This window comes from Streptomyces sp. NPDC037290, assembly GCF_055603245.1.
The window spans coordinates 29,762-38,780 of the sequence record NZ_JBVJVZ010000033.1; the positions used below are offsets into that span (position 1 = coordinate 29,762).

The following is a 9,019-nucleotide window of genomic DNA, read 5'->3' on the forward strand; positions in this document are numbered from 1 at the left end:
GGCCACCGGTACCAGCCCCAGCATCACGGGCCTCCCCGGCGGCGGCTACCAAGCCGCCTTCCAGGCCAACACCGGCACCCTCTGGGTGACCGGCACTGGCGGACCCGCGGACCTCCGCGTGGGCATGGCGTCCGGTACCAGCCCAAGCATCCGGAGCCTTCCCGGCGGCGGCACTCAGGTCGCGTTCCAGGCCAACACCGGCGATCTGTGGGTGACCGGCAGTAACGGATGGGCAAACCTCCACCTGGGTATCGCGCCAGGCACCAGCCCCAGCATCTAGCGTGATCTTCAACGGCCGACGTCGAGCGGGGCGCCGAACCTGATCACTCGGTCCTGGCCTCGGCGGCTTGCACTGCAAGCTGTGGGCGAGGCAGCGCGGCATTGGGGTGGATGGGGTGCCGGGTGAGCCGACGAGTCATGAGGGTGGTCGCGGCGAGGGTGAGCACCGCTTCGGAGTGCTCGGGCCGGGTTTCGTAATCCCGCGCGTTCCGGCGGGCATGAAGCAGCCACGCGGGCGACCTCTCCACCACCCACCCGCGCGGCAGGACCACGAACCCCTTCGCCTCCCTGCATCTGCTCACGGTCTTGATCGTCATGTGAAGGAAGGACTTGGCCCAGTCGACGAGCGTGCCGGCGCAGGCCAAGTCCGCCCAGACGATGGTGATCTCGGGGTGTACCAACCGCAGGCGGAAAAGGACTTCGCAGGCGGCGACGCTGTCGTGCACGTCGGCCGACGTGACCATCAGGAACAGCGGCAAACCTTTGGTGTCCACGACGATATGTCGCTTCCTGCCCGGGATCTTCTTCCCCGCGTCATACCCGGACGTGGAACGAGGGACGGTGGCGGCGACCTTGACCGACTGCGAATCGATCACCACCGCCACCGGGTGGGGGGACGTACCCATGGTCCGCCGGATCCGGCGACGCAGCTGGTCGCGGATGAGGTTGAAGACCCCGGCCGCGGACCAGCGGGTGAAGAACCCGAACACCGTCTTGAAGGGCGGGTAGTCCTGCGGCAGGGCGCTCCACTTGCATCCTGTGTCGACGATGTAGCGCAGTGCGTCGACGATTTCGCGTCGCGGGTGTGCCTCCGGGCAGCCGCCGCGCGGAGTCTGGCAGGTCGGCACCGGCAGCATCGGCTCGATGAGAGCCCACTCGAGATCGGTTGTGTCCAAGGGGTAGCGGCGCTGCCGCATCGCGTCCGCCGCCCGCTTTCGTCAGGCGATCAGGTCGAGGGTGGACTCGACGGAGTTGAGCTGGGCGACGATGTGGCGCAGGCGTTTGTCGCCTGGGTCCAGTGCAGAGTGCGGGGCGATGGTGCCGGTGATCAGGCGGCGGACCTCGGTCAGCAGCACCCGGGGACAAGTCCCCCCTCCCACCGGGCTCGCAAATGCCCGCGATCACCACCCCCACCCCCTCTTCCAGGGCCAGGCCCGAGACGACCCCGCACACCGCTCACACTCTGTCGGCCCCGAAGGCCAGAACAGGACCCCGCCACGCCCACAACGCAGCGCATCCCTGCCGCCATACCGCCGACTTCGTCCGCCCAATCGCCTGCCACTCCGCAACGCAGCAGCAGCCCGGCGTTCGGCATCATGATCGTGCTGGTCGGGCAGCTGATACTCCCCTCGACGGCACCCACGATCGGCCTGTTCAAAACTGAGTTGATCAATCCCGACGGCCCTGGAAAACACTCTCCGAGGTCGAGCTGGCCACTGCCGAATGGGTCGACTGATATTGCCACCGCCGACTCCACGGTGAGATCGGGCACACCCCACCCGCCGAATACGAGACCAGCTACTACCTCGAAGAGACAAAGCCCCAGGTCACAGTCACAACCTAGAGTCTCGATCAACCCGGAACGGTTCAATCCATGCTTCCACGCTCGCCCGTGGCAAGCGTGCGCGTATCCCAACACCCGGACGTGAAAATGCCGGGCCTCATCCGGAGGCCCGGCGTGCCCCGAGCACCCTCTCGGCGGGACGATCAGCAGCGTAGGCCGTGCGCGCCAGCCCCGATCCTGTTCACACAGACGGCGTAAGCCGCGCTAGGCAAAGACAACGGGCCATCTTTCCCCAACCAGCTGTATCAGGCGGCAAGTTGCACGATGAGGTGCCCCGGAACCTCGGGATCATCCGCTGCCCGCAGCTGCACCGCTCGACAAGACGCCATCGAGCAGGGCCACGACGATGACCACCGAGAGGACTCCGCCCTTCGAGGAGGCCTCCCGATCGAAAGGACATGACCATGCGAGGCAAGCAAGCGATAGGCGCGGGTGCGCTGGCACTGATCCTGTTATCCGGCGCCGGCTGGACTGCCCAGGCCGACACCACTGATGCCGCCTCCAGCGAGGCTTCAGCCGTTCGCGGTTACGAGATCGTCAAGCTCCCCAACACCAACGTGCCGAACTTCCAGCGCCGCACGGTTTCCTGTCCCGGGGGCAAGAAGGTCATCGGCGGTGGTGCCGAAGCCCAGGGCAACCAGGCGATCCTCGTCGGCAGTTTCCCCACCGACGACGGGACCGGCTGGACCGCACTGGGCCGACAACCCGGCTACTCCACCGTCGGCATCAGCGTGTACGCGATCTGCGCCAGCACCGAGCAGCAGCCCGCTAAAGGGTTCCCCGGCACGATCGTCATACATCCGCCGCAGAAGACGGTGGATGAGTACAAGCAACCCCTCATGCCGGGGACGCCCCCGGTTGTAATCCGCACGTACCACCGAGGCGACCCTGTAACCGTGCTCTGCTATAAGACGGTGGACATGGGGACATGGACCTCAGGGTGGTACCAGCTCGGCAACGGGGGATACGTCGGCTACGCCAACGTATACGGCGTGGACCGGGACGACGTCCCCACCTGCCCGAAATAACCGGCAAGGGCGCGCCGCAATGAGGCTGAGATACGGCCTTGGGGCGTGGGGTGACGGCAGCACGGTGGTGCAGAAGGCCCGCACGCTTCGGGAACACGCCCTCGGCGGCACCTGACCCGTGAATGCACGACGCCCCGCCGTCTGGCAGGTGGAATAGAGTACCGGGTTGGCGGGGCGCTGCTCCCGCCCCAGCCACTTCGCTGCCCTTCGCTCCGCCATCTCTGACAGAGCGAACCAGCAAGCACCGGGAATTCGCCCACAGCATCGCTCGGCAGGCGGGGCGTCGGCGTTCCTACGGGCAGCTCTCGCCGTACTTGACCGCGTCCAGGGTGACTGGTTGGCCGTTCAGCTTCGCCCCGGCCTTCGGGGTCTGAGCGCACACCTGCCAGTTGGACTCGATGAGCACCATCCGGCTGTCGCCCGACGCGTCGTTCACTGTGACCGAGGTGCTGGAGTCGAGAGCGTCGCGAGCTGCCTTCACGCTCTTGCCATGGAAGTCCGGCATCGTCCCGCCGGCCGCCGAGGGTACGGCTTGATCGTGCGCCGGGCACGTCTCGTCCAGCTTGACCGCACCGAAGTCGAGCTGGGTGTGGGTGGCCGTGACCGTACCTGCCTTGACACTTTGGGAGCAGACCTTCCAGTCGCGGTCGAGGATCTGCATACGGGCGCGACCGAGGGAGTCGTGCGACTTGAGCCTGTAGAAGCCGGCCGCCTGCGCGGCGTCCTGGGCGGACTGCAGGCCCATACCGACAAAGTTCGGCACCGCCTTCTTCACCGCCGACTTGTCGTCCTTCTTCGGCGCGCCACTCGTACCCGCCGCCCGTGGCGTACTGCCGGACGGCTTGGCGCTGTCGGTCGGCTGACAGGCGACAACCCCGGTGCTCGCGGCGCAGAACAGGACAACAGCGATGATACGGACGCGCATCAATCCCCCTCATGGTGCCAATACAGGCGGAACACGTTAGGGCGCTCGTGGAGGAGGAGCGGAGCCTGTGACGGACCCGTGACAGTGCGCCCTCAATGACAGCGGGTCACCCCCACAGGAGCACTCGAATCACGCACGACGGCCTGGGAGCAGACGGGGCAGTGGGGTTCGGCGACCGGCTGGAGGGTGCGGCCAGCGCAGTCGGAGCACAGGCGGGCGGTGCCGGTGATGCGGTACACGCACACCGGGCAGTTGCCTGCCAGATTAGGGAGACCTGCCGTCACAGGCCGGCCAGGGCGAGCTGCTGGCGCTGCTGACCGGCGGCCTGTATGTCCGCTGCCTGGCCGAGGCGGTCGGTGATGTCGCTCGATGCGGTGACCAGGATCGCCCGGCCCTCGCCCAGCATCTTCTTGGCCCAGGGCTGTGTGTCGGCGAGGCAACGGATCAGGAAGACGAGCTTGCCGTGCTCGGCAGCCAGGCGGGCCTGCATCTTCGCGCCTGACGTGCTCGAGGCCTCGATGACGACGCTGCCCAGCGCGGTGCCGGACGTGACGACGTTGCGGCGGGGGAAGGTGTACTTCGCCGGCGGGCTCATGGGCCCCTTCGCATCACTTCGTGGACATGGGGTGGCTGGCCATCCTGCTGGGCTCCATCGCCGTGATGGCCCTGCTGGGTCTGACGGCACGCCTCACCGTTTCGGATGGCGGCCGACGCTCGTTGATGACCGGGAATCCTGACTCGGTACGGACCGCGGGAAGAGCCTGCTCGATCAGCTCGTCCAGGTCTTGATCTGAGCGGCGACCTCCCGCACCGGGAGCCCCTCCCGGGCCGCGCGGGCCAAAGGGACAACGGTGTTCAGGCCGGGGCTCACCGGAAGGCCACACGCCGAGAGGTAGGCCGCGGTCACCGTGGCCGCGTAGAGAAGATTGCGCGCCTCCAGACTGGGGTTCCTCGCCAGCTCGCACAGCAGTGCGGCGGCCTTGTGATGGGGCTCGGGATAGACCTCGTGGTCCAGGATCTCCGCCCGGTGACGTGCTTCCGCCGCGACCGGCACGCCGTAGTCGACGACCTGGGGATCTCCCGGGATCTGCTGCGCTACTGCCAGGAGCCAGGCGAGATCGATTCGGAGATTCACGCGGCGTCCCTCGGCGCGCTCTCTGCCAGCCCTTCCGGAAGACCGGGGTACCGGTCCTCGCCGACCTCCGCCTCGAACTGCTCCGTGTACCCGGCAAGGAACGCCGCTGCGCCAGCCATGAAGGCGGCACGCGACTGGTTCACATCAGCCTCGATCAAGTCGGCCACGTATCCCTGCAAGCTCAGGCCGCGGCGCTTGGCCCGGTCCTCGGCGGCCGCCCTGACGGCGTCGTCCAGTCGGATATTCGTCTGCTTTGCCATACCCACCACCATAGCTAGCCACTGATACCGTCGGCTAGCCTCGATAGGTCCGCCGACGGAGTCGGTGGACCCTTTCACTTTCCGGAGCTGACGGTGGGCAGGCCGGCTGCCCGGTTGTCGCGTCGGGTGGGCGCCGGGTTTCCCTGCCCAGGGCGGGAGGTGCTGTCGTCGGGATGGTGCAGGTTGCTGGTCAGCCGGGGGCGGGAAGGAGCGCGAGCCGTTCGAGAGCGGCGGTGATCTCGCTGGTCCAGGACCAGTGCTGGGTGAGGCGGAGGATCCTGCGTCGGCCGGTGGTGACGAGCTGAGCGGCCGCGGAGAACAGGCGGAATCGCAGGCGACGGGGTTCGCCTGGGAGAAAGGTCGCTGGCCAATCTGCTGCCCAGGCGCAACGACGGCACCCCGGTCCAGATCAAGCTGATCACCGACAACGACGGCGCGTTCAAGGACGCCGCGTTCGCGAGGTTCATCGCCTCAAGGCCCGAGCTGCTGCACATCCGCACCCGGGCCAAAAAGCCCCGGCCAGAACGGAGTCCGCGAGAGGGCCTTCGGCTCGCTGAAGTACGAACACCTCTACCGCCTGGAGATCGAGGACCGCGACACGCTCGCCCGCGAGGCCGAGCACTACCGGCACATCTTCAACCACACACGCCCCCACGAAGCCTTCGCCAGCCACCGGCCGACCGAGATCTACCACGACCCAACCCTGCATCCCCAACTTTCAAACCAAGATCAGTGAGCCACAAACTTGACGCGGGACAGCCAGTCGCGTCAACCGGCGAGGCGTCTACAGCGGGTTGGACGAGGGTACGGCCATCGGGTAGATGGACCTTGGAGCCCCGAGCCCCATCAGTGACTACGACGGCACCAAACCGGTGTAACTGCGATGTCAGGGTGGAGCGGTCCGCCACCTCGGTTATGGAGCCGATCGCCAGGTCGGCCGAGGGACCGGCGGGATCCTGCAGTGCTCTCAATCCGACGACCGTGCGGCACCCTGCAGCCTTTGCCTGTTCCAGACAGTGGGCTAGTCCTGGCCGCCACTGTGGAAGGACCACGGCATCATGCTGACGCAGGTTGATAGGTGCCATGTCGATGTGGCTGAACAGGTCCTCCGTCAACCCGACGATGGTCCGCTCGCCGAACGGCTCGACCATGATCAGAGACAGAGGTGTTGGGCCGGAAACCGACCGTAAGCGAGCGTCCAGTCCCCTGTCCGAGAGCTCCGCGCGCAGCCAGTCTCCCCGCGCGTCTGTCCCCGTGCACCCGACGATGACGCAAGGACATCCCGCGTCCGTGAGTCCACTCGCGATGTTCACGGCGCAGCCGCCGACCCGTTCGATGGTGCTCGTGGCTTGGACGAACATCCCTGGCCTGACAGCGCGTGGGAGAGTGGTGACGATATCCACGGCGACACCGCCGACTACGAAGATCGTGGTCAGCTGCGTTGAGTCGTCCGAGGCCTTCGGACGTCCAGCCTGGAGGGCCGCGGAGATAGTCGGAGGCGTCAGCTCCTGGTACGAGCCAGGTGCCTGCTCTCGCCCCGCGGCGCGGTCCTGTGTGGGCACTGGCCGCCTCATGGGCGCCATGGTTGCACCGCAGATTGCCCACCACAAGCAGGCCTACGCCTGAGAATCGGATCTCCTCGCCCACCACCGCGGGTGTCTCCGCGAGCGGATCAAGTACGGCCAGGGCGCGGAGTCTGGCCTGGGGGTCAGTGGCTGATCGGTGCGCGGTCACAGTGTCCTCCCGTCCGGCACAGGGACGTTTCCGTCGGGCTCGGGAGGCGGGCGGTCGGCGAGGAGCGGGCGGCCGGATTCCCACCTGGTACCCGCGATGGTGTCCTCCCGGCGGCGCGCGATGGCCGAGAGGGCTTCGAGGATGACGCGGTTGGCCAGGAGCGCGGTGATCTCGACGTGGTCGACCGCTGCGGTTTCACCATCGCCCTCCAAACAGCCCGGGACCTACTGGTAGGTGCGGACGGCATCTTCGAGCAGGGCATCGGAGAGATCGGCCGGCGACTCCTGTCGGCGCTGTCGCCCGCACGGCGGCCCCTCGTCAGCACTCGCAAGGTGAAGTCCCCCATCTCCCGTTACGCGGAAAGGAAACTGGACGGCCGCCCGAAGCCAGTATGGCCGTGACCTCAACGGGGGGTCCCCCAGTACGTCGGCCCCGGCCAGACCAGCACCCGCATGACACGCGTCCTGGCCATCCTGCAGGCAGAACCCCAACGGCTATGGCGCTCACGGGAGATCGCCGTACTCCTCGGCGACGTCACCCTCGTCGCCACCTACCGACAACTCGCCCGCTGGACCGAGAAAGGAATGATCAAGAGGGTCCGAACAGGGCGCTACGCGGCCATCACGCAGGAAACGGCCCCCTTGCGTGACCTGCGGAAACGCTAACTACCCGGCCTTGGGGAAACTTCAGGCGGCTGCTGGAGCGGTCGCTGGCCGGGGCGCAGGTGTTGTTTGACTGGGTGGCGGCGGAGCCGGCTGCGGCAAGAACCCGAAGCTGCCGTCGTACTGCCGCCAGGTGCGTCTGCCGTACGCGCTGGTGGTAGCGGTCTGCCTGCCCCTTTACGGTCAGCCTGGCATACTGCATCAGGTATGCCATCGCAGCCGGTCAGCTGACGGGGTGCCAGCGTTGGTCGAGCGCGTCGCCGCAAAGCACCAGGACGATGGTGTTGTGGGCGTCTTCGCCGATGCAGACGTAGGGGAAACCGACGCTGGCGATGGCCGACTCGTCACCGCTCGGATGGTAATCCCACAGCTGCGCGGCGTCGTTGGGACGACACTTCTCCAGGTGCACCTCGCGCTGGGTGTCGGCGGCCGTGACACAGCGCCGTGGGTAGGACCTGCTCTCCATCTGAAAGCCCCGGTGGCCGGGCCAAAGATAGAAGTCCTGATCACCGTTCCGGTTGGGCTGCTCTGCCGTGAGGGTTCCGTCGTTGCCCACGGCAGCGAGGAAGTGGTCGGTCGAAGCGTTCTCGAAACGATGCCAGCCCGACACTCTCGCCCTGTGCACGGCTGCCTGCGCACTGCCTGAGTCGCTCAACAGCACCATGACAGCCAGCATCCCAATGGCAGCTTCCTTGGTCCGTGTCATCGTCACGTCCTATCTGTCTCGTGGCAGCGCTCAGCCCTGTCCCGGGAAGCCTGCCAGTCCGCGACACATGGCACGTGCCCCGCCGGACTTCCCAGAACACCACGTGCAAGCCGCATTCCCGATACCGGTACCTACGATCGCCGCGTGGCACCGTGGAAGGGCCGAGAACAGGCGAGGGTCGGTACACCAGCACATCAGGGTGCTGACGCTTCCACTGTGTCGCCTTGGCGAGTGCTCGGGTGGTCAGCGGTCAGGGCGTCGTGCGTCGCTTGGGGACCCGTTGCTGCAACACACGCGACTTTCATGCGTGCGCCCGGCACTCACCAACGCAACTGGCGGCTCTCGCGGGGTAACAGCTGGCAGCTATCGCGTCAATTTGGCTCAGTGAGCCGGACCACTCGGGCCACCGGAGTGTGAAAAGGATCAGCGGACATCAGGCTCCTCCGGGCAGGAATTCCCCATCCCCGGGTGGATCAACCCTGACCGCGGCAAGATCATCCTGGTCCAATTCTGCACAAACTGAAAACAACTGTCTGGATCGTAGCCCCCTCCGCCGGGACGTTTTCTCACGACTCCGGTCCGCCCGATAGGCATGCGTCGTCACCACTAGAACACCTGCATGAAGGACACACGCATGCCCGACCTCACCCGGCGCCGCGCACTCACCGCGACGGCAGCCCTCGCCGCGACGGCCACCGTCACCGCCCTCGCGGCACCCGCGGCCTC

10 protein-coding genes and 4 pseudogenes are annotated in these 9,019 nt (G+C 66.9%); 4 read left to right on the plus strand and 10 right to left on the minus strand.

All coding sequences use genetic code 11. The annotated features are described in order from the left end of the window. On the plus strand, nt 1-280 hold a 280-nt coding region (locus ACZ7HQ_RS41165; RefSeq protein ID WP_471001607.1), incomplete at its 5' end, for a hypothetical protein. Here ACZ7HQ_RS41165 and ACZ7HQ_RS41170 read toward each other — a convergent pair. Together ACZ7HQ_RS41170 and ACZ7HQ_RS41175 are read right to left on the minus strand one after the other, a co-directional pair. Further along, a pseudogene (locus tag ACZ7HQ_RS41170) lies at nt 257-1,196 on the minus strand (IS5 family transposase); the annotation flags it as partial. The gene ACZ7HQ_RS41165 and the pseudogene ACZ7HQ_RS41170 overlap by 24 nt on opposite strands. A 21-nt stretch (nt 1,197-1,217) precedes the next feature. Beyond that, nucleotides 1,218-1,349: pseudogene (locus ACZ7HQ_RS41175) on the minus strand (RacP protein); the annotation flags it as partial. A gap of 898 nt (nt 1,350-2,247) precedes the next feature. Between ACZ7HQ_RS41175 and ACZ7HQ_RS41180 the strand changes: the two are divergent. Further along, on the plus strand, nt 2,248-2,871 hold the full coding sequence (locus ACZ7HQ_RS41180) for a hypothetical protein (RefSeq protein WP_471001568.1): 624 nt from the start codon (nt 2,248-2,250) through the stop codon (nt 2,869-2,871). A 292-nt stretch (nt 2,872-3,163) separates the two neighbouring features. Here ACZ7HQ_RS41180 and ACZ7HQ_RS41185 read toward each other — a convergent pair whose 3' ends face one another. The 5 genes and pseudogenes from ACZ7HQ_RS41185 to ACZ7HQ_RS41205 form a co-directional block, all read right to left on the minus strand. Beyond that, complete coding sequence (locus ACZ7HQ_RS41185; RefSeq protein WP_471001571.1) at nt 3,164-3,796, minus strand: PASTA domain-containing protein; 633 nt, start codon at nt 3,794-3,796, stop codon at nt 3,164-3,166. Nucleotides 3,797-4,076: 280 nt separating this feature from the next. Then, nucleotides 4,077-4,391, minus strand: coding sequence for a DNA-processing protein DprA (locus tag ACZ7HQ_RS41190; protein WP_471001574.1), 315 nt, complete (start codon nt 4,389-4,391; stop codon nt 4,077-4,079). A 174-nt stretch (nt 4,392-4,565) separates the two neighbouring features. Beyond that, nucleotides 4,566-4,931: a hypothetical protein gene (locus ACZ7HQ_RS41195; RefSeq protein WP_471001577.1), complete on the minus strand. Its 366-nt coding sequence runs from the start codon at nt 4,929-4,931 to the stop codon at nt 4,566-4,568. Beyond that, nucleotides 4,928-5,191 carry a hypothetical protein gene (locus tag ACZ7HQ_RS41200; RefSeq protein WP_359169482.1) on the minus strand — a complete coding sequence of 88 codons (264 nt, stop codon included), beginning with the start codon at nt 5,189-5,191 and terminating at the stop codon, nt 4,928-4,930. The genes ACZ7HQ_RS41195 and ACZ7HQ_RS41200 overlap by 4 nt, the downstream gene beginning before the upstream one ends. Before the next feature lie 190 nt (nt 5,192-5,381). Next, nucleotides 5,382-5,537 (minus strand): annotated as a pseudogene (locus tag ACZ7HQ_RS41205) (IS1380 family transposase); the annotation flags it as partial. A 168-nt stretch (nt 5,538-5,705) separates the two neighbouring features. Here ACZ7HQ_RS41205 and ACZ7HQ_RS41210 point away from each other — a divergent pair. Continuing rightward, nucleotides 5,706-5,927: pseudogene (locus tag ACZ7HQ_RS41210) on the plus strand (integrase core domain-containing protein); the annotation flags it as partial. On the opposite strand, the gene ACZ7HQ_RS41215 reads toward ACZ7HQ_RS41210, so the two are convergent. Continuing rightward, nucleotides 5,827-6,774 carry a carbohydrate kinase family protein gene (locus ACZ7HQ_RS41215; RefSeq protein ID WP_471001580.1) on the minus strand — a complete coding sequence of 316 codons (948 nt, stop codon included), beginning with the start codon at nt 6,772-6,774 and terminating at the stop codon, nt 5,827-5,829. The pseudogene ACZ7HQ_RS41210 and the gene ACZ7HQ_RS41215 sit on opposite strands and share 101 nt — an antisense overlap. A gap of 147 nt (nt 6,775-6,921) precedes the next feature. Then, on the minus strand, nt 6,922-7,137 hold the full coding sequence (locus ACZ7HQ_RS41220; RefSeq protein ID WP_471001583.1) for a hypothetical protein: 216 nt from the start codon (nt 7,135-7,137) through the stop codon (nt 6,922-6,924). Between the two features lie 240 nt (nt 7,138-7,377). Between ACZ7HQ_RS41220 and ACZ7HQ_RS41225 the strand changes: the two genes are divergently transcribed. Then, nucleotides 7,378-7,590, plus strand: a complete 213-nt coding sequence (locus ACZ7HQ_RS41225; RefSeq protein WP_471001586.1) for a hypothetical protein — start codon at nt 7,378-7,380, stop codon at nt 7,588-7,590. Nucleotides 7,591-7,810: 220 nt separating this feature from the next. Here the strand turns inward: ACZ7HQ_RS41225 and ACZ7HQ_RS41230 are convergent, their stop codons facing one another. After that, nucleotides 7,811-8,293 (minus strand): hypothetical protein, encoded by a 483-nt coding sequence (locus ACZ7HQ_RS41230; protein WP_471001589.1) that lies wholly within the window; start codon nt 8,291-8,293, stop codon nt 7,811-7,813. Between the last annotated feature and the right edge of the window lie 726 nt (nt 8,294-9,019).

Coding starts and splice junctions, on each gene's coding strand:
- ACZ7HQ_RS41180 (WP_471001568.1), top strand. CDS start 2,248: ATGCGAGGCAAGCAAGCGATAGGCGCGGGTGCGCTGGCACTGATCCTG.
- ACZ7HQ_RS41185 (WP_471001571.1), bottom strand. CDS start 3,796: ATGCGCGTCCGTATCATCGCTGTTGTCCTGTTCTGCGCCGCGAGCACC.
- ACZ7HQ_RS41190 (WP_471001574.1), bottom strand. CDS start 4,391: ATGAGCCCGCCGGCGAAGTACACCTTCCCCCGCCGCAACGTCGTCACG.
- ACZ7HQ_RS41200 (WP_359169482.1), bottom strand. CDS start 5,191: ATGGCAAAGCAGACGAATATCCGACTGGACGACGCCGTCAGGGCGGCC.
- ACZ7HQ_RS41215 (WP_471001580.1), bottom strand. CDS start 6,774: ATGGCGCCCATGAGGCGGCCAGTGCCCACACAGGACCGCGCCGCGGGG.
- ACZ7HQ_RS41225 (WP_471001586.1), top strand. CDS start 7,378: ATGACACGCGTCCTGGCCATCCTGCAGGCAGAACCCCAACGGCTATGG.
- ACZ7HQ_RS41230 (WP_471001589.1), bottom strand. CDS start 8,293: ATGACACGGACCAAGGAAGCTGCCATTGGGATGCTGGCTGTCATGGTG.